Here is an 18,155-nt window from a genome sequence, read left to right on the forward strand (position 1 = left end):
CCCCTCCCCCGACCCCCCGCAGATTGGTCCTGGTGACGAACGTGTCCGGCAACGCCAGCTACGAGTACTCCCGCGCCGCCCTCCTGGCGGTCACCGAGGTGGAGGCCCCCGTCGAAGTCACCTCGCGGGACCTCGACGACCAGCTGGCGGAGGTGCTCACCCGCCTGCGCCTGCCCGGCTCCCTCCTGGAGCGGGTGGCCGGTGTGCGCAGCCGACGGAACTGGGACGAGACCGAGGACTTCCAGGAGGCCGCCGCCCGCGCCGGCGTCGCGGCCCTGGAGCAGGCCGGCGTCCCCCGGGAGCGGGTGGGCCTGCTCGTGAACACGTCGGTCACCCGGGCCACGCTCGAGCCCTCCGTGGCCGTGCGGATCCATCACCTCATGGGGCTGCCGACCTCGGCGACCAACTTCGACATCACGAACGCGTGCCTCGGGTTCGTCAACGGCCTCATGCTCGCCTCCACCCTCGTGGACGCCGGCCAGATCGACTACGCGGTCGTGGTCGCCGCCGAGGACGCCTCGAAGGTGCAGGCCGCCACCGTGGCCAACCTGCACGCCGAGACCACGCACCGCGGCAACTTCATGGAGCAGTTCGCGTCCCTGACGCTGGGCTCCGGGGCCGCCGCCGCCGTCGTCGGCCGCATCGAGGACCACCCGGACGCCCATCGGATCGTCCGCGGGATCACCCGCGCCGGCACCGACCACCACGGCCTGTGCGTGGGCGACCACCACGGCATGTACACCGACTCCACCGCCCTGCTCAAGGACGGTCTCGAGCTCGTGATGGACGCGTGGCACGACGTCCCGGCGGAGTGGGCGTGGCCGGAGGCCGACCGGTTCATCACCCACCAGGTCTCGCAGATGCACACCGACGCGATCGCGGAGTCCGCCCACCTGGACCCGGCGCGCATCCCGACGACGTTCCCCACGCTGGGCAACGTCGGCCCGGCGTCGCTGCCCATCACCCTCGTGCGGGAGATGGACGCCCTGGAGGACGGGGACACGGTGGTCTGCCTGGGCGTGGGCTCGGGCCTGAACACCGCGATGCTCGAGATCGAATGGTGAGCTGAAGGAGCCAGAGCCATGCCCCAGATCGCTGGGACCCGGCGTGGTCCCGCCTCGTGGAGATCCGCTCCGCCGCGGACCCGGAGGGGACCGTGCGGACGCTGCACGTGGCGGACACCGGTCCCGTGCTCGCCGCGGCCGGGGCGGAGATCGTCGGCACGATCGTGGCGGTGCACGGCAACCCGACGTGGTCCTGGCTGTGGCGGTCCCTGCTCGCGGAGACCGTGCGCCGGGCACGCCGGGGCATGGCCGCGTGGCGCGTCGTGGCGCCGGACCAGCTGGACATGGGCTTCTCCGAGCGCCTCGCGCACGCGGGCTCCCCGTCCGCCGCGTCGATGGGCCGTGCCGGCGACACCTACCGCACGCTGGGCGGCCGCATCGCCGACCTGGACGCCCTGCTGGCGGCTCTCGGGCTGCGCGACCTGGCAGCCACCGGCCACCCGCTGATCACGCTCGGCCACGACTGGGGCGGTGTCGTGTCCCTCGGCTGGGCGGCGCGTCATCCGGAGCTGGTGGCCGGCGTCGCGACCCTGAACACCGCGGTCCACCAGCCCGAGGGGGCGCCGATCCCCGCCCCGCTGCAGGCCGCCCTCGCCGGGCCCGTCCTGCCGGCCTCCACCGTCACCACGGACGCCTTCCTCTCCGTGACGACCTCCCTCGCCACCCCGGCCCTCGACCGCGAGACGCGGGCCGCCTACCACCTGCCCTACGACACGGCGGCCCGACGCGGCGGCGTCGGCGGCTTCGTCGCGGACATCCCGGCCGACCCCGGCCACGGCAGCCATCCCGAACTGCAGCGGGTGGGCGAGGACCTCGCCGCCCTGGGCCGCACCGACGTGCCCGCCCTCATCCTGTGGGGCGCCGACGACCCGGTCTTCCTGGACCGCTACCTCGACGACCTCCGCGACCGCCTGCCCCACGCGCGCGTGCAGCGTTACGAGCGGGCGGGGCACCTGCTCGTGGACGACCGCGACATCACCGCGCCCCTGCTGCAGTGGGCCCAGCTGCTGCGCGGCGGCCAGCTCTCCGACCCCGCCTCGGGGCTGCCGGGCCCCGTCCCGCACGCCACCGCCGACGCGGCCGCCGACCCGGGCCTGGAGGTGGACCTCGGGGAGGAGCCCGGAGCCCGCGAGCCCGGCGTGGTCCGGCTCTGGGACCACCTGCGCGACTGGGGCGCCCCCGGCTCGGACCACCGCGAGTACACCGCGCTGGTGGACATGGCCGGCGCCCAGGCCGGCCGCTCGCTCGTGGGCACCGCCCGCCGCCCCGTGGCCGTCACCTGGGGTGAGCTGCAGGAGATGGTCTCGGCCATCGCCACCGGGCTGTGGGCCGCGGGCATGCGGCCGGGCGACCGGGTCGCCATGCTCGTGCCGCCGGGTCGCGACCTGTCGGCGGCCCTGTACGCCGTGCTGCGCGTGGGCGCCGTCGCCGTGGTGGCGGACCAGGGCCTCGGGGTCAAGGGCATGACCCGGGCGATGAAGTCGGCCCGCCCCCGCTGGATCATCGGCCGCACCCCCGGGCTGACGTTGGCCCGCGCCCAGTCCTGGCCGGGCACCCGGATCTCCGTGACCGAGCCGGGCGCCGCCCAGCGCCGCCTGCTCGACGTCTCCGACTCGCTCTACGCGATGGTGGACCGCCACCGCGACCCGGCCGCGGGCGACGCCGTCGACGAGCACGGCACCGTGCTGCCCGAGCCCGCCCTGGACGCGGACGCCGCGGTGCTGTTCACCTCCGGCTCCACGGGCCCGGCCAAGGGCGTCGTGTACACGCACGAGCGGCTGGGCCGCCTCGTGGCGCTGATCTCCCGCACCCTGGGCATCCGCCCGGGCGGGTCCCTGCTGGCCGGCTTCGCCCCGTTCGCGCTGCTCGGACCCGCCCTCGGCGCCGCGTCCGTCTCCCCGGACATGGACGTCACCCAGCCGGCCACCCTCACCGCGCAGAAGCTGGCCGACGCCGCGATCGCCGGGCAGTCGAGCGTGCTGTTCGCCTCCCCCGCCGCCCTGGCGAACGTGGTCGCGACCGCCGACGGGCTCGACGCTCCCCAGCGCGAGGCGCTCGACGCCGTGCGGCTCGTGCTCTCGGCCGGCGCCCCCGTGCACCCGCAGCTGATGCGGCAGGTCTCGGACCTGATGCCGAACGCCCGGGTCCACACGCCGTGGGGCATGACCGAGGGTCTGCTTCTCACGGACATCGACGGCGCCGAGGTGCAGCGCCTGCGCGCCGCCGACGACGAGGGCGTCTGCGTGGGCTCCGCGCTGCCCACGGTGTCCCTGGCCATCGCGCCGCTGCTCGAGGACGGCAGCGCCGAGGACGTCATCCTCGACCCCGCGCGGGGCCACGGCGTCCTCGGCGAGATCGTGGTCAGCGCCCCCCACCTGAAGGACCGCTACGACGCGCTCTGGCACACCGACCAGCAGAGCAAGCGCGACGGGCTGTGGCGGCGGGACGGCCGGGTGTGGCACCGCACCGCGGACGTCGGCCACTTCGACGCCGAGGGCCGCGTCTGGCTCGAGGGTCGGCTCCAGCACGTGATCACCACGCCCGAGGGCCCGGTCGGTCCGGGCGGGCCCGAGAAGACCGTCGACGCCCTCGGGCCGGTGCGGCGCAGCGCCGTCGTCGGCGTCGGGCCCCGGGGCACGCAGGCCGTGGTCGTCGTCGTGGAGGCGGCCGTGCCGGCCACGCGCCCGGCGCGGCGCCCGGGTCACCACCGGGACGGCCGGCCCAAGCAGGGCCTCGCCCCGACCGCGCTGGCCTCCGCCGTGCGCGCGGCCCTCGAGCCGCTGCCGGTGGCCGCGGTGCTCGTGGCCGATGAGATCCCCACGGACATCCGGCACAACTCCAAGATCGACCGCGCCCGGGTGGCCGACTGGGCGGAGGCCGTGCTCGCCGGCGGGAAGGTGGGTGCGCTGTGAGCGGCTTCGGCTACGACGTCGGCCTCGACGCCGCCGGGATGCCCGACCTCGTCGAGCGCCTCGCGTCGCGCCGCGTCCTGGTGACCGGCGCCTCGGGGCTGCTGGGTGCGGGCGTCGCCCGGGTGCTCGCCGATGCCGGCAACGACGTGACCACCCTGCAGCGGCGTCCCTCGGGCGTGCCCGGTGCGCGGGACGTGCGCGGGTCCGTGACCGACCCGGCCGCCGTCGAGGAGGCCCTGACCGGCGCGGACACCGTGGTGCACGTGGCCGCGAAGGTGTCCGTGTCCGGCCCCGAGCACGAGTACGAGGCCGTGAACGTGGAGGGCACGCGCATCCTGTTGCACGCCGCACAGCGCCACGGCGTGCGACGCTTCGTCCACGTCTCCTCCCCCTCCGTGGCGCACGCCGGCGACTCCATCGTCGGCGAGGGCGCCGGAGCCGCCAGCCCCGAGCACGCGCGCGGACCCTACGCGCGCACGAAGGCGGCCGGCGAGCGACTGGCCCTGGCCGCCGACCGCGACGACTTCCGCGTCCTGGTGCTGCGCCCCCACCTGATGTGGGGGCCCGGGGACCTGCAGCTCACCGACCGGATCGTGCAGCGCGCGCGGGCCGGGCGAATGCCCGTGCTCGGCACGGGCGCTCCCCTGGTCGACACGCTGTACACGGCCAACGCCGTCGAGGCCGTGGTGGCGGCTGTGTCCGCGGCCGACGTGCACCACGGCGAGGCCCTCGTGGTCACCAACGGCGAGCCGCGACCGGTCGGCGAGCTGATCCGCCAGATCGCGCTGGCGGGCGGCGCCGCGGAGCCCGAACGCCGCGTCCCGGCGGGCCTGGCCCGGCGCGCCGGCGCCCTGATCGAGCGGGCGTGGGAGCGGGATCTGTTCGGGCTGCGGTCCCGGGGCGTCGGCTCCGACGACGGCGAGCCGCCGCTGACCGAGTTCCTCGCCGAGCAGCTCTCGACCGCCCACTGGTTCGACCAGCGTCGCACCCGTGAGGTCCTCTCGTGGACGCCGACCGTGAGCATCGACGAGGGCCTGCACCGCGTCGCGGCGTACTACCGCGACCGCTGACGCCCGCCGCGGCCGGAACGAGCGCCCGTCCCGAGCTTTCGTTCGGGAAACGGCGCGGGTCACGCCGCTTTCGTTCGGGAAACGGCGGCGGCCGCGCCGCCGTTTCCCGAACGAAAGCGGAGGGTCAGGCGTCGATGCGCGCGCGGTCCAGCTCGTCGGCGTGGGAGACGATGAAGTCCTTGCGCGGGGCCACCGCCGAGCCCATGAGCAGGTCGAAGACCCGCTCGGCGGCCTCCACCTCGGTGATGTTCACGCGGCGGAGCATGCGGTGGCGCGGGTCCATCGTGGTCTCGGCCAGCTGGTCGGCGTCCATCTCGCCCAGGCCCTTGTAGCGCTGGATCGGCTCGCGGTACGAGCGGCCCTCCCGCTCCAGGCGGGCGAGCGTCGCGTGCAGCTCCTGCTCGGAGTACGTGTAGATGACCTCGCGTTCCTTGACGCCGCGGGTCACCGCCTCGATCCGGTGCAGCGGCGGGACGGCCGCGTACACGCGCCCGGCCTCGACCATGGGCCGCATGTAGCGGAAGAAGAGCGTCAGCAGGAGGGTGCGGATGTGGGCACCGTCCACGTCCGCGTCCGTCATCAGCACGACCTTGCCGTAGCGGGCCGCATCCAGGTCGAAGCTGCGCCCCGCACCACCTCCGACGACCTGGATCAGCGCCGCGCACTCGGCATTGGCCAGGATGTCCGAGACCGAGGCCTTCTGCACGTTCAGGATCTTGCCCCGGATCGGCAGCAGGGCCTGGAAGTCGGAGGACCGGGCCAGCTTGGCGGTGCCGAGCGCCGAGTCGCCCTCGACGATGAACAGCTCGGAGGAAGCGACGTCGTTGCTGCGGCAGTCCGCCAGCTTGGCCGGCATCGTCGAGGTCTCCAGGGCGTTCTTGCGCCGCTGGTTCTCCTTGTGGGTGCGCGCGGAGATGCGCGACTTCATCTCGGCGACGACCTTCTCCAGCAGCGTGTGCACCTGCTGCTTCTGGGCGCGGGCCGTGGAGGTGAGGCGGGCGGTCAGCTGCTTCTCCACCACTTGTGAGACGATCCGCCGCACCGCGGAGGTGCCGAGGATCTCCTTGGTCTGCCCCTCGAACTGCGGCTCGGCGAGCCGCACCGTCAGGACGGCGGTCATGCCGGCCAGCACGTCGTCCTTCTCCACCTTGTCCGACCCGGCCTTGAGCCGGCGCGCGTTGGCCTCCACCTGGGCCCGGAACACCTTCAGCAGTGCCGCCTCGAACCCGGACTGATGGGTGCCGCCCTTGGGCGTGGCGATGATGTTCACGAAGGACCGGAACACGGTGTCGTAGCCGACGTCCCAGCGCAGGGCGACGTCCACCTCGCACGTGCGCTGCACATCCTGCATGGAGGTGCGCCCGTCCTCGCCGAGCACCGGGACCCGCTCCTTGAAGGTGCCGGAGCCCTGGATCCGCCACACGTCCGTCACCGGGGTGGCGGGCGTGAGGTGCTCCACGAACTCGGAGATGCCGCCGTCGTACTGGAAGACCTCCTCGACCGGGCCGTCGGCGCCGGGCGTGCCGGGTCGGCGGCGCAGGTCCTTGACTGTGATCCGCAGGCCCGGGATCAGGTAGGCGGTCTGGCGCGCCCGCGCCTGGAGCTCCTCGGCGGAGAACGTCGCGTCCTTCACGAAGATCTGCTCGTCCGCCCAGTAGCGCACGCGCGTGCCGGTCTGCCCGCGCTTGGCCTTCCCGACGACGTCCAGCGGCGAGGCGTCCGTGGACGGCTCGAACGGGGCGTCTGGCGACGGGCGCGACCCGTCCTGGAAGCGGCCCGGCTCGCCGCGCCGGAACGACATCTGGTGGACCTTGCCGCCGCGCAGCACCTGCACGTCCAGGCGCGAGGACAGGGCATTGACCACCGACGCGCCCACGCCGTGCAGGCCGCCCGAGGCGGCGTAGGAACCGCCGCCGAACTTGCCGCCGGCGTGGAGCTTGGTGAACACCACCTCGACACCGGACAGGCCGGTGCGCGGCTCCACGTCCACGGGGATGCCGCGCCCGTTGTCCTCGACCTCGACGGAGCCGTCCGGATGCAGGGTGATCTCGATCGACTGCCCGAAGCCGGCCAGAGCCTCGTCCACCGAGTTGTCGATGATCTCCCAGAGGCAGTGCATGAGGCCGCGGGAATCGGTGGAGCCGATGTACATGCCCGGCCGCTTGCGGACGGCCTCGAGCCCCTCCAGCACGGAGAGGTGGCGGGCGTTGTACTCGGTGTTCGCGGGCACGGGGCGGGCCTTTCGGTGGACGACGGCGGCCGGTCCAGCCTACTCCGCGGGCCGGACACGCCAGGCTCCGCGCCGGACCTCCCGAGCCGCCCGGCCCGGCCGCTCGCGTACGCGGGTGGCGAAACGCGGGTGCGGGGCGGGCGCGCGGGGAAGTTCCCTGCCATCCTTGCTGTTCCATGGGACAAGAGGAGGACCGACCCGCCCCACCGGCGTCGTCGCCCTCCAGCCCCGAGAGACCCGAGGAGGACACCATGTCCATCACCGCCGTGGCCGAGCCGGCCGCCCTCACCCGTTCCGACCGCTGCGACCGCTGCGGCGCGCAGGCCTACGTCCGCGCCGTGCTGCACTCGGGCGGTGCCCTCCAGTTCTGCGCCCACCACGCCCGCGCCGTCGAGGACGCGCTGCGTCCCCAGGCCGCGCTGTGGCAGGACGAGACGGACCGCCTCACCGCCGGCGCCTGACGCGCCCGGCATGACGAAGGGCCGGACCCCCGCGGGGGTCCGGCCCTTCATCATGCCGCTCCGACTCAGTCCAGGTAGTCCCGGAGCACCTGCGAGCGGGAGGGGTGACGCAGCTTGGACATGGTCTTCGACTCGATCTGGCGGATGCGCTCTCGTGTCACTCCGTAGACCTTGCCGATCTCGTCCAGCGTCTTGGGCTGGCCGTCGGTCAGGCCGAAGCGCATGGCGACGACGCCGGCCTCGCGCTCGGAAAGGGTGTCCAGCACCGAGTGCAGCTGCTCCTGGAGCAGCGTGAAGGAGACGGCATCCGCGGGCACCACGGCCTCGGAGTCCTCGATCAGGTCGCCGAACTCGGAGTCGCCGTCCTCGCCGAGCGGGGTGTGCAGGGAGATGGGCTCGCGGCCGTACTTCTGCACCTCCACGACCTTCTCCGGGGTCATGTCCAGCTCCTTGGCCAGCTCCTCCGGGGTGGGCTCGCGGCCGAGGTCCTGGAGCATCTGCCGCTGCACGCGGGCCAGCTTGTTGATGACCTCCACCATGTGCACCGGGATGCGGATGGTGCGGGCCTGGTCCGCCATGGCGCGGGTGATGGCCTGACGGATCCACCACGTGGCATACGTGGAGAACTTGAAGCCCTTGGTGTAGTCGAACTTCTCGACGGCGCGGATCAGGCCGAGGTTGCCCTCCTGGATGAGGTCCAGGAACAGCATGCCGCGACCGGTGTAGCGCTTGGCCAGGGAGACCACCAGACGCAGGTTGGCCTCGAGCAGGTGGTTCTTGGCCTTGCGCCCGTCCGCGATGATCAGCTGGATGTCCCGGCGCTCGCGGTAGTCGTCGGAGGCCTCGTGCTGCACGACGTGCTCGGCGTAGAGGCCGGCCTCGATGCGCATGGCCAGGTCCACCTCCTGCTCGGCGTTGAGCAGGGCGACCTTGCCGATCTGCTTCAGGTAGTCCTTCACCGGGTCCGCCGTGGCGCCCGCCACGACCACCTGCTGCACCGGGGCGTCGTCCTCGGAGTCGTCCATGACGAACGCGCCCTTGGACTGGGCCACCTTCTGGCCTGTGGCGGCCGTCGTGCCGGTCACGGCCTCCGCGTCCATCGCCGGACGCTCCGGAGCGTCCGAGCCGTCCGCGTCCTCATCATCAGAGTCTTCGGTGGCGGTCTCGTCCGCCACCACGTCCTCCTCGACGGCGTCCGCGGCCTCGGTGCGCTCGCGCGCCTGGACGAGCTCCTCGTCGTCCTCGGCCTGCTCGGCGGAGGCGGCGGACGCGGTGGCCTTCTTGCCCCCGGTCGTGGCGGTCTTCTTCGCGGCGGTGGTCTTGGCCGTGGCGGTGGTCTTGGCCGCGGTGGGCTTCCGGGTCGCCTTCTTCTTGGCCGTCGGCGTGGCAGCGGTCTTGGTCGCCGCCGACTTCGTCGCGGTCGTCCGCGTCGTGGCGCCCTTGGTCGTGGCGCTCTTCGTGGCTGCCGACTTCTTGGCTGCCGACTTCTTGGCTGCCGTGGAGCGGGTGCGCGTGGTCGTGGCCCCGGAGGCAGTGGTCTCCTTGCCGTCCTGCGCACCGCTGGTCGTCGAAGTGGTCACTCGAGGCCTTTCCGTCTCGTCCGCGGCCACCCGCGGATCTTTGCAGTCCATAGACACGTGACCCTGTCAAGTCCCGGCCTCGGACGACCGACGTCGTCCGGGCCCGTCGACTGCAGGGTCCGTGTGCGTCAACGACGGCTGTGACCGATCTATTCCGAATCCGGGAAACGGGGTGCGGTCGGCCGTGCCGTCGTGAAGCCGCATCATTCTCTCATGGGCCGCCACCGTCGGGCCGCCACGCGGTGGCCGGGTCGGTCGCCCAGCCGGCGACGCACCCCGCGGCCACGATGCGTCGCAGGACGGAGACGAACGGGTCGCCGGGGCTCAGCGCCGCCGCCGCGGTCAGGTGGGCGTCCGCGTCGGAGCCGTGGCCGCGGGCCCAGCCGACCCACCCGGCCAGCGCCAGGGCCTGCGCCGCCACGGCCGGCGTCGCGACGGGCACCAGCGCGCGCAGCCCCGCCCGCAGGGCGTCCAGCCGGTCCCAGGCCGGAGCCCGGCCCGAGGCCGCGGTGAGGATCCGTTCCTCGTCCTCCGGATCCCCCGTGGCCGCGCCGGACGGCGCGGCGGCATGGAGCAGCAGGCCGTCGCGCCAGGCCGGACGCGTCAGCGGAGAGCCCAGCACGGCGGGGGCGGGCGCACCGCGGCCACGCGCCGCGCCGGTCAGCACCGACTCCCACTGCGCCAGCCACGCGCGGCGCGCCCGGGGCGTGTCCTGCTCGGGCGCCCGCCACCGCGCGTCGTCGGGCCGGGCCGCGGCGGGACCGCGGCGCGGGACCGGGGCGGGCACCGCCGCACGGTCCCAGACCGAACCGCGGGTCATCAGGTGCAGGGACAGGGGCGCGGCTCGGGGGTCGAGCGGGCCCTCCTCGGCGACGCCGCTCCCCCACCAGGGGCGCGCCCGTCCCTGGGCGCACGTCCAGGCCGCGGCGAGGGGGCGACCCGCGGACGCCAGGGCGTCGTCGAGCGCCGCGGCCCAGCCGGGACGGGTCAGCGGGGCCCGGGGGCCGTCCGGCAGCGCGAGGCAGAGCGTCGCGTCCGCGGCCGCGTCCCGCCGGCACACCTCGGCCACGGCGCAGGCCCAGGCACCGACGTCGACCTCCTCGGGAGGCAGGTCGACCCGCACCACGGCGCGCAGGCGCCCGTCGCGCAGGGTGAGGAGGACGAGGCTGGCCTCGGGCAACCGCCCGAGGGCGTGGCCGACGTAGGCGAGCAGGTCCTCCGGGCCGCGGGCCGGCAGGACGGGGACGTCGAGCGAGGTGGGGGCTTCCATGCCGCCACCCTCGCCGACCGGGCGCCCGCGGGGGGATCAGTCCCCGTCGTCGGTGGACGGACGGCCGGGTCCGTCCTCCTGTGCAGGAGCGGACCCGCCGCCGGCGTCCCGCGCGGCGAGGTACGCCTCGACGGCGGAGGCGAGTTCGTCCCCGTCGGGCAGGCCCTGCTCGGTCTCCAGCAGCGACCGCTCCTGGTCCTCGGCGTTCTGGTCGTAGTTGCGCTCCAGGCCGGCGATCATCTGCTGGATCTCCCCGGACCCGGAGACCTGGCGCTCCAGCTCGGCCTCGATGTCCCGCGAGGCGTCTCGCAGGTCGTCCGAGGGCAGCATGAGCCCCATGGCGGCCCCCGCGTACTCGAGCGCGGCCACGGCCGCCTGGGGGAAGGACGCCTCGGCCACGTAGTGCGGCACATGGACGGTGTAGCCCGCCGTCGGCAGGTCCGCCTCCTCGGCGCGCAGCTCCAGCATCTGCAGCAGCCCCGCGACGATGTCCGCCTGCGGGCTCCAGGTGGACAGCCCCTCGACGGCCTCGGCGCGGGACCCGTGGGTCGTGACCCCGAGCCGCCGCGTGTGCGGCACGGGCAGCGGGGCCGCGTCGAGGAACGTGAGCGAGTCCACCTCCCACTCCTGCGCGAGGCCGAGCACGGCCTCCGTCACCGCCTGCCACCGGAAGTCCGGCTCGGGGCCGGACAGCAGCAGGAAGGGGTGGCCGAGCAGGTCCTCGACCAGCTGCACCTCGAGCGCGGGCAGGCGCAGATCGCGGTAGCGGTCCCGGTCGAACCGGAGCCGGGGACGCCGGGCGCGGTAGTCGAACATCGAGTCGACGTCGAAGGAGACGACGGTCCGATGGGTCAGGTGCTCGTGCAGGGCGGCCCGCACCTGCCGAGCAACCCGGCCCGCGTCCATGTGCCCGGTCAGGGCCACGAGCATGCCCAGGCCGGGGGGCACGGGCGCCCCCTCATGACGGGTGTACAGCGGCGCGGCGTCCTGCACGTCTCGTTCCCCTTCCGGTGGTCTGTCTGCGGGAGAGCCGTCCCCGCCGCCCGGATGGCGACGGACGCACATCCCTCCCTGTCCTCTGGCGTCAGTCAACCACGGCACGGCACCCTCCTATTCCGCGCCCGCGCGCCCTGGACGGGCGCGCGAGCCCTCTGGCTAGGATGACGCGGGACGGCCCCGTGCTCCTGACGGACGCGCTGCCGGCCGAGGCGGCCACCGCCCTCGAGGCCTCGTTCGAGCTGCTGGGCGTGCGGGGCGCCGAGGACGAGGTCCACCGCCTCCCGGGCCTGGGCGGCGTGCCGGTGCCGCTGCTGGTCCTGGCCGGCGTCGGCGGCCTGGACGACGACGGTGAGGCCTCGGACGAGTCCCTGCGCCGCGCCGCTGGGGCTGCCGTGCGCTCCCTGGCCGGCACCGACGCCGTGGCCCTGGCCCTGCCGGCCGACACCCCGGCCCGACTGGCCGCCGTTGCCGAGGGCGCCGTCCTGGGTGCGTACGCCTTCACCGCCCAGAAGTCCGAGCGCGCCCGCGCCGAGGCGGACTCGTCCCGTCCCGTCCGCGAGCTCGAGGTCGTCACCCCGCTCGCCGCCGCGGACGCCGACCCCGTGCTGCGCCGGGCCGCCGTCGTGGGCGACGCGGTCTGCGCCGTGCGCGACCTGGTGAACACGGCCCCCTCGCACCTCTACCCGGCCACGTTCGCGGACGCCGTCGCGGAGGACCTCGCGGACTCGTCCGTGAGCGTGGACGTGTGGGACGAGGACCGCCTGCGCGCCGAGGGCTTCGGCGGCATCCTCGCGATCGGCCAGGGCTCCTCCCGCCCGCCGCGGCTCGTGCGCATCGAGCACGCGCCGGCCGACGCCGCCGCGCACATCGCGCTGGTGGGCAAGGGCATCACCTTCGACACGGGCGGCATCTCGCTGAAGCCCGCCGCCTCGATGATGACGATGAAGTCGGACATGGCCGGCGCCGCCACCGTCTTCGCCGTCGTGCGCGCCGCCGCGGCCCTGGACGTCCCTGTGAAGGTGACCGGCTGGCTGGCGCTGGCCGAGAACATGCCCTCGGGCACCGCCATCCGCCCGTCCGACGTCATCACGATGTACGGCGGCAAGACCGTGGAGGTCATGAACACGGACGCCGAGGGCCGCGTCGTCATGGCCGACGCCCTCGTGGCGGCCACCGACGAGCGACCCGACGCGGTGCTCGACGTGGCCACCCTCACCGGTGCCCAGCTGGTCGCCCTCGGCGTGCGCCACACGGGCGTCATGGGTGACGACGCGCTGCGCGACGAGGTCGTCGCCGCGGCCGACGCGGCCGGGGAGCTCGCGTGGGGCATGCCCCTGCCGGAGCAGCTGCGCGCCTCGCTCGCTTCGCGCGTCGCGGACATCTCCAACATGGGCGACCGCTTCGGCGGCATGATGACCGCCGCCACCTTCCTGCGCGAATTCGTCGACGCCGGACGGTCGGAGGGCGACGCCGCCGCACGGACCCCCTGGGCCCACCTCGACATCGCCGGCCCCTCCTTCAACGAGTCGGCCGCGTACGGCTACACCCCGCAGGACGCCACCGGCGTGATGGTGCGGACCCTGTTGGGTCTCATCGAGGGGCGTGCCCGGTAAGGTTGGTCCCGATGTCCACCGCGTCCCCGGCCGCGCGGCCCGCCGCCGACGGCCGGGGGTGGCGGTGACGCACCACCACCACGATCCACCGACCCCAGCACCAAGGAGCAACACCGTGGCCGACAAGGCAACCGCTCAGGAATTCGACGTCCTCGTCCTCGGCGGTGGCTCCGCCGGGTACGCCGCAGCCCTGCGTTCCGTGCAGTACGGCAAGTCCGTCGCCCTCGTGGAGAAGTCCAAGGTCGGCGGCACCTGCCTGCACTGGGGCTGCATCCCCACGAAGGCCTACCTGCACGCCGCCGAGGTGGCCGATGAGACCCGCAACGCCGCCAAGTTCGGCGTCAACGCGACCCTCGAGTCCGTGGACATGGCGAAGGTGCGCGACTACAAGGACGGCATCGTCGCCGGCAAGCACAAGGGCCTGGCCGGCCTGCTGAAGATGCGCAAGGTCCAGGTCATCGAGGGCGAGGGCAAGCTCGTCTCGAAGAACGAGGTCGAGGTTGACGGCACCCGTTACACGGCGGAGAACATCGTGCTGGCCTCCGGCTCCGTGGCCAAGACCATGGGCCTGCCCATCTCCAAGAAGATCATGACCTCCACGGAGGCCCTCGAGCTGGACTACACCCCGAAGTCGGCCATCGTGCTCGGCGGCGGTGTCATCGGCTCCGAGTTCGCGTCCCTGTGGAACTCCTTCGGCGTCGACGTCACCATCATCGAGGGCCTGAAGACCCTGGTCCCCAACGAGGACCCGGCGATCATCAAGGTCCTCGAGCGCGAGTTCAAGAAGAAGGGCATCAAGACCAACCTGGGCACGTTCTTCGACAAGGTCGAGGAGACCGACTCGGGCGTCAAGGTGACCCTCGCGGACGGCAAGGAGTTCGAGGCCGAGGTCTGCCTCGTCGCCGTCGGCCGCGGCCCGAACACCGAGGGCCTCGGCTACGAGGAGCAGGGCGTCAAGATGGACCGCGGCTTCGTCCTCACCGACGAGCGTCTGCACACCGGCGTCGGCAACATCTACGCCGTGGGCGACATCGTTCCCGGTCTGCAGCTGGCGCACCGCGGCTTCCAGCAGGGCATCTTCGTGGCCGAGGAGATCGCCGGCAACAAGCCGATGGTCGTCGAGGACATCAACATCCCGAAGGTCACCTTCACCGAGCCGGAGATCATGTCCGTGGGCTACACCCAGCCCAAGGCGGAGGAGAAGTTCGGCAAGGACAACGTCGAGGTCGCCGAGTACAACCTGGCCGGCAACGGCAAGTCCTCGATCCTCGGCACCGGCGGCATCATCAAGATGATCCGCCAGAAGAACGGCCCGATCGTGGGCGTGCACGGCATCGGCAAGCGCATCGGCGAGCAGATCGGCGAGGCGCAGCTCATCGTGAACTGGGAGGCCTACCCCGAGGACGTCGCCCAGTTCGTGCACGCGCACCCCACGCAGAACGAGGCCCTGGGCGAGGCCGCCATGGCCCTGTTCGGCCACCCGCTGCACAGCTGACCCACCGCACTGACCATCCCGGGTCCGTGCGTCGGGCCCACCTCGCAACCCCGGGTGGGCGCCCCCGGCGCCCACCCCTCATGAGGAGCATCGGAACCATGTCTGAAACCGTGAACCTGCCCGCCCTGGGCGAATCCGTCACCGAGGGCACCGTGACCCGCTGGCTCAAGGCCGTCGGCGACGAGGTCGCCGTCGACGAGCCCCTGGTGGAGGTCTCCACCGACAAGGTCGACACCGAGATCCCGTCCCCCGTGGCCGGCGTGCTCGAGGAGATCCTGGTCGAGGAGGACGACACGGTCGAGGTCGGCGCCCCGCTGGCCACGATCGGCGACGGCTCCGGCGGCGGCTCCGCCGACGCGTCGGAGGACGACGCCTCGGCAGAGGAGCCCGCCGTCGAGGAGGCGCAGCAGGACGACGCCCAGCAGGAGCCCGCAGGCGAGCCGGCCCCGGAGGAGCGCGCCTCCACCGACCAGGGCTCGGACGAGGCCCCGTCGGCCGGCGGCGAGGCCTCCGAGGTCACCCTGCCGGCGCTGGGCGAGTCCGTGACCGAGGGCACTGTGACCCGCTGGCTGAAGTCCGTCGGCGACGAGGTCGAGGTCGACGAGCCGCTGCTCGAGGTCTCCACCGACAAGGTCGACACCGAGATCCCCTCCCCCGTGGCGGGCACCCTCCTGGAGATCCGTGCGGAGGAGGACGACACCGTCGAGGTGGGCGCCGTCCTCGCACTCGTCGGCTCCGGCTCCGCCGGCGGCGGCACCGCCCCGTCGGAGAGCTCCTCCGGCCAGGACGAGGCGTCCGCCGAGGAGATCGAGGACAAGGCGACCGAGGCCGAGGCCCCCGAGGAGACCGAGGAGGCCGCCGAGGCCGCCGGGGCCGAGAAGTCGGAGGAGACGCCCGAGGCGTCCCCGTCCGAGGAGGCCTCCCGGCGCGAGTCCGCTGAGCGCGACTCCGCGCAGGGCGAGTCCGCCGAGGCGCCCGCCGCCACCGAGCCCGGCCAGGGCTACGTGACCCCGCTGGTGCGCCGCCTGGCCCACCAGAACAACGTGGACCTGTCCACGGTCCGCGGCACGGGCGTCGGCGGCCGCATCCGCAAGCAGGACGTGCTCGCCGCCGCGCTGGCCTCGCAGGCCGCCGCGGGCGGGTCCGAGGCTCCGGCCGAGCAGGCCTCCGAGGCTGCCGCCCCGTCGTCGGCCGCGTCCGCCCCGGCCACGAGCTCCTCCGTGGACCCCTCGGTCCGCGGCGAGGTGGAGAAGGCGCCGCGCATCCGCCAGGTCATCGCCCAGCGCATGCGCGAGTCCCTCGACCTGTCCACCCAGCTGACCCAGGTGCACGAGGTGGACGTCACCCGCATCGTGCAGCTGCGCAAGAAGGCCAAGGCCTCCTTCCAGCAGCAGGCCGGCGTGAACCTGACGTACCTGCCGTTCATCACGAAGGCCGTCGCCGAGGCCCTCAAGCAGCACCCCAAGCTGAACGCGTCGTTCTCCGAGGACAACAAGGAGATCACGTACCACGCGTCCGAGGACATCGCGATCGCCGTGGACACGGAGAAGGGGCTGCTGGTGCCCGTCATCAAGGACGCCGGCTCCCTGAACCTGACGGGCCTCGCCCAGAAGATCGCCGATGTGGCCGAGCGCACCCGCACGAACAAGATCTCGCCGGACGAGCTCTCGGGCGGCACGTTCTCGATCACGAACATCGGCTCCGTGGGCGCGCTGTTCGACACGCCGATCATCAACCAGCCGCAGGTCGCGATCCTGGGCACCGGTGCGATCGTGAAGCGTCCCATGGTGGTGACCGACGCGGACGGCAACGACTCGATCGCCATCCGCCACATGATGTACCTGTCCCTGACCTACGACCACCGCCTGGTGGACGGGGCCGACGCGGGCCGCTTCCTGACGACGCTGCGTCAGCGTCTCGAGGGCGGCGAGTTCGCCAACGAGCTGGGTCTCTGACGGAAAGGGAGAAGGACTGTGGATATCCTGCACAGCATCCTGGTGGCCGTGCACATCGTGTCCGCCGCAGCGATCGTGGGCGGTTGGTTCGCGCACTTCCGCAACCCGACCGTCACCACCTCGCAGTGGTGGGGCTCCGTGGGCATGATCGTCTCCGGCGTGGTGCTTTTCGGCCTCGCCATGAGCGGGGAGCCGAACCACATGAAGCTGGGCGTCAAGTTCCTGATCGGCGTCATCGTCTTCGTGGCCGCCCTGATCGGCCGCCGCAAGTCCAACCGCGGGGAGCTCGTGCCCACCGGGCTGGCCCACGCGGTCGGTGGGCTCGGCCTGGTCAACATCCTGGTCGCCGTCCTCTGGCAGTGACCGGCCCAGGCGGCTGACGCCGCACCACGCCGCGGGCCCCGGGGAGCTTCTCCCCGGGGCCCGCGGCGTTGGCCCGTCGGGACCGCCGGCCTCCGGCGCTGGATCCGGGCCCGGGGTCAGCGCGGATCGACGGTCTCGACCCGCCACGTCCGACCCGCCGCACCGCCGTCCCGCGCCTCGGGGTCCTCTCCGTGGCCGCTGCGCAGGACCAGCACGACCTCGTCGGCCGTCGCCTCCCGGTGGGCCGCCACGCGTCCCGCGCGGTCCAGCACGGTGTGGGCCGACGTCCGGAGCACGGCGTCGACACGCAGCGCGTCGTCCCCGGCCCGCCGGGCGGGTCCGGCCTGCTCCACCGTCACCTCGAGGCCGGAGAAGGCGAACCCCTCGTCCGTCAGCCGGCGCAGCAGATCCCGGTCGTTCTCCCACGCCGGTCCCCCGGGCACGGCGTAGGCGTCCAGTCGCGCAGGCTCCGGGTCGATGAGCGCGGCAGTCCGGGCGTGGCCGACCGCGGCCAGCGCCTCGCCCACGTCGACGGCGTCCTCCCCGGCGGCGTCCTCCCCGGGGGCACCCGCGTCCGGCACCCTCGCCGGCGTCCCGCTCTCCGGCGTCCCGTCCGCCGGGCGCGCCGCGTCCACCGAGGTGCCGGCCGGCACCGCGCCCGCCGGCTCCGGCGCCCCCTCCGTCGCGTCGCCCAGGGACGCCGGCCACCACAGCCCGGCGGTGCCGCCGCCGACGGCCAGCGCGGTGGCCAGCCCGGCGGCCACGAGGACGCCCCGGCGTGGCGCCGCCCCCCGTCGGCGCGCGAGCGCGCGCCGTCTCGGAGCCGCGCGTCGTCCCCGGCGTCGCCGCGTGGGCCCGGAGCCCGGCAGCACCGTGGGCAGCAGGTGCGCCACCTCGGCGGGGGCGGCCTCTCCCAGCGGGACCGGCTCGGGCCGGGCCGTCGCGTATACGGCTGCGGCGGCCTCCTCCGCGCTCGGCCGCGCCGCCGGGTCCGGGGAGAGCGCCGCATCGAGCAGCAGCGCGAGCTCGGGGGACGCTTCGGGGACCAGGACGGGCAGCGGCGCCCGATGCCCGGCGGCGCCCGGCGCCCGACCGGTGAGCGCGTACCAGCCCAGGGCGGCCCACGCATGGACGTCACTCGGC

General features: G+C 73.9%; 12 protein-coding genes and 1 pseudogene. 8 read left to right on the plus strand and 5 right to left on the minus strand.

Going from position 1 to position 18,155, the window contains the following annotated elements; all coding sequences use genetic code 11:
- The first annotated feature begins 32 nt into the window (after nt 1-32).
- Genes J1M41_RS02830 through J1M41_RS02840 form a run of 3 tightly spaced genes read left to right on the plus strand, consistent with a single transcriptional unit; the run spans nt 33 to nt 5,046 of the window.
- Nucleotides 33-1,064, plus strand: a complete 1,032-nt coding sequence (locus J1M41_RS02830) for a 3-oxoacyl-ACP synthase III (protein WP_044659529.1) — start codon at nt 33-35, stop codon at nt 1,062-1,064.
- A gap of 56 nt (nt 1,065-1,120) precedes the next feature.
- Complete coding sequence (locus J1M41_RS02835) at nt 1,121-3,976, plus strand: alpha/beta fold hydrolase (RefSeq protein ID WP_342214056.1); 2,856 nt, start codon at nt 1,121-1,123, stop codon at nt 3,974-3,976.
- Nucleotides 3,973-5,046 carry an NAD(P)-dependent oxidoreductase gene (locus tag J1M41_RS02840; protein ID WP_010078535.1) on the plus strand — a complete coding sequence of 358 codons (1,074 nt, stop codon included), beginning with the start codon at nt 3,973-3,975 and terminating at the stop codon, nt 5,044-5,046. Before J1M41_RS02835 ends, J1M41_RS02840 begins: the two co-directional genes overlap by 4 nt.
- Nucleotides 5,047-5,170: 124 nt before the next feature.
- On the opposite strand, the gene J1M41_RS02845 is transcribed toward J1M41_RS02840, so the two are convergent.
- Nucleotides 5,171-7,276, minus strand: coding sequence for a DNA topoisomerase IV subunit B (locus J1M41_RS02845; protein WP_206451095.1), 2,106 nt, complete (start codon nt 7,274-7,276; stop codon nt 5,171-5,173).
- A gap of 251 nt (nt 7,277-7,527) precedes the next feature.
- On the opposite strand from J1M41_RS02845, the gene J1M41_RS02850 reads away from it, so the two are divergent.
- Nucleotides 7,528-7,737 (plus strand): hypothetical protein, encoded by a 210-nt coding sequence (locus J1M41_RS02850; protein ID WP_002858172.1) that lies wholly within the window; start codon nt 7,528-7,530, stop codon nt 7,735-7,737.
- Nucleotides 7,738-7,802: 65 nt separating this feature from the next.
- On the opposite strand, the gene J1M41_RS02855 is transcribed toward J1M41_RS02850, so the two are convergent.
- The 3 genes from J1M41_RS02855 to J1M41_RS02865 form a co-directional block, all read right to left on the minus strand.
- Nucleotides 7,803-9,368, minus strand: coding sequence for an RNA polymerase sigma factor (locus J1M41_RS02855; RefSeq protein WP_241247658.1), 1,566 nt, complete (start codon nt 9,366-9,368; stop codon nt 7,803-7,805).
- 160 nt (nt 9,369-9,528) lie between these two features.
- Entirely contained in the window at nt 9,529-10,587 is a 1,059-nt protein-coding gene (locus J1M41_RS02860) for a DUF4192 family protein (protein WP_206451097.1), read from the minus strand.
- 36 nt (nt 10,588-10,623) lie between these two features.
- The gene (locus J1M41_RS02865; protein WP_036384622.1) at nt 10,624-11,580 is read right to left on the minus strand and encodes a PAC2 family protein; all 957 of its coding nucleotides are present in this window, start codon (nt 11,578-11,580) and stop codon (nt 10,624-10,626) included.
- Nucleotides 11,581-11,747: 167 nt separating this feature from the next.
- Between J1M41_RS02865 and J1M41_RS02870 the strand changes: the two genes are divergently transcribed.
- The 4 genes from J1M41_RS02870 to J1M41_RS02885 all read left to right on the plus strand — a co-directional run bounded on the left by J1M41_RS02870 (nt 11,748) and on the right by J1M41_RS02885 (nt 17,012).
- Nucleotides 11,748-13,199, plus strand: coding sequence for a leucyl aminopeptidase (locus tag J1M41_RS02870; RefSeq protein WP_206451098.1), 1,452 nt, complete (start codon nt 11,748-11,750; stop codon nt 13,197-13,199).
- Between the two features lie 115 nt (nt 13,200-13,314).
- On the plus strand, nt 13,315-14,694 hold the full coding sequence (gene lpdA / locus J1M41_RS02875) for a dihydrolipoyl dehydrogenase (RefSeq protein ID WP_036336938.1): 1,380 nt from the start codon (nt 13,315-13,317) through the stop codon (nt 14,692-14,694).
- A 98-nt stretch (nt 14,695-14,792) separates the two neighbouring features.
- Complete coding sequence (sucB, locus tag J1M41_RS02880) at nt 14,793-16,649, plus strand: 2-oxoglutarate dehydrogenase, E2 component, dihydrolipoamide succinyltransferase (protein WP_206451099.1); 1,857 nt, start codon at nt 14,793-14,795, stop codon at nt 16,647-16,649.
- Between the two features lie 18 nt (nt 16,650-16,667).
- Nucleotides 16,668-17,012 carry a hypothetical protein gene (locus J1M41_RS02885; protein ID WP_073116538.1) on the plus strand — a complete coding sequence of 115 codons (345 nt, stop codon included), beginning with the start codon at nt 16,668-16,670 and terminating at the stop codon, nt 17,010-17,012.
- Between the two features lie 116 nt (nt 17,013-17,128).
- Here J1M41_RS02885 and J1M41_RS02890 read toward each other — a convergent pair.
- Nucleotides 17,129-18,155: pseudogene (locus tag J1M41_RS02890) on the minus strand (protein kinase); the annotation flags it as partial.

Source organism: Micrococcus sp. KRD096 (assembly GCF_017168495.1).
GTDB classification, from domain to species: domain Bacteria; phylum Actinomycetota; class Actinomycetes; order Actinomycetales; family Micrococcaceae; genus Micrococcus; species Micrococcus luteus.

Bases quoted from the DNA above. Each gene is read 5' to 3' on its own strand.
- J1M41_RS02850 (WP_002858172.1), top strand. From the start codon at position 7,528: ATGTCCATCACCGCCGTGGCCGAGCCGGCCGCCCTCACCCGTTCCGAC.
- J1M41_RS02870 (WP_206451098.1), top strand. From the start codon at position 11,748: ATGACGCGGGACGGCCCCGTGCTCCTGACGGACGCGCTGCCGGCCGAG.
- sucB (WP_206451099.1), top strand. From the start codon at position 14,793: ATGTCTGAAACCGTGAACCTGCCCGCCCTGGGCGAATCCGTCACCGAG.
- J1M41_RS02860 (WP_206451097.1), bottom strand. From the start codon at position 10,587: ATGGAAGCCCCCACCTCGCTCGACGTCCCCGTCCTGCCGGCCCGCGGC.
- J1M41_RS02855 (WP_241247658.1), bottom strand. From the start codon at position 9,368: ATGGACTGCAAAGATCCGCGGGTGGCCGCGGACGAGACGGAAAGGCCT.